At 71.7% G+C, this 1,072-nt stretch carries 1 protein-coding gene and 1 pseudogene; both read left to right on the forward strand.

The window, feature by feature from the left end:
* On the forward strand, positions 1-493 hold a 493-nt coding region (locus CCN42_RS40200; protein ID WP_211294909.1), incomplete at its 5' end, for an SUKH-3 domain-containing protein.
* A 10-nt stretch (positions 494-503) separates the two neighbouring features.
* Positions 504-1,072: pseudogene (locus CCN42_RS40205) on the forward strand (GNAT family N-acetyltransferase); the annotation flags it as partial.

Below are 1,072 nucleotides of genomic sequence, written 5' to 3' on the forward strand. Positions count from 1 at the left end.
GGCACCGCTCGACCATGGACTGAGCTCTCCCGTACGTGAAGCGCTCCTGGTCGCCGGATGGCGGCCAGGACGGCGGGTGGACATCTCGGACACCGTGGAACGGCTCACTCGCTCTGGGTATGCGATTCATGGGCGGTTTACCTCTTTCGTGCAGGAATTCACGGGCTTGCGGATCGAGCCGGCCTTGGCCGCCGGGCCGAACTTCATGAATGACGAGCCCTACTGGATCACCCCCAACCGGGGAGTCCGGTACCTGGATGAGGCGCTCCTGCTGAAGGACGTGTTCGGCGAGGACCACAACCCGGTGGGCTGGTGGTTGAGCAGCAGCCACGTGTTCATGGGCGTGAGCGGCAAGGTCAGGGCCTACCTGGACGGCCTCGTCTGGGAACTGGGTGAAACCCCCGTCGACGCACTGGAATTCGCTGTGCGGCCGACCCGCCCGCTCGTGTGCGCGTGGTCCGCTCCGGGGCGAAGGCCATGGCCGAACCCGTAGTGTCAGGCGGATGAGTGAGCCGTCGTTGCTGGACCGTCTCCAGCGGTACTACGCCGCCGTGCCGTTGCTGTTCGCCGGGGCCGAGGAGTTCGGGTCGCTGCGGCTGTTCGTGCGGAAGGAGGCGGGGGCTCCCTACTACGGCGGGCCCGCGCACGCCCAGCCGGCCGGGGACGGCGAGGTGACCGCCGAGGACGTCGTACGCGTCCGGGCTCGGCAGCGGGAGCTGGGGGTGCCGGAGGCGTTCGAGTGGCTGGCCGAGGCGGCGCCGGGGATGCGGAAGGTCGTCGAGGGGGCCGGACTGCCGGTCGCCGAGCGGCCGTTGATGGTGCTCGACGGGGAGCCCGCGTCGGTCACCCTCCCGGACGGGGTCTCGCTGCGGGTGGTCGGGGACGACGATCCGCTGCTGCCCGCCGTGCTGGCCGTGCCCCGGCTGGCCTTCGGGGAGGCGGATTCCACCGGCCGGGACGCACTGGCGCGCGCGGCGGCGGAGGTCGTGGCGGACGGGACCCTGGACGCGGTCCGGCCCACGCTGCGGGACGGGCGCAAGGTGCTGGTCGCGGCGGTCGGGCCGGAGGGGGT

Source organism: Streptomyces glaucescens (assembly GCF_002154375.1).
Lineage (GTDB): Bacteria > Actinomycetota > Actinomycetes > Streptomycetales > Streptomycetaceae > Streptomyces > Streptomyces glaucescens.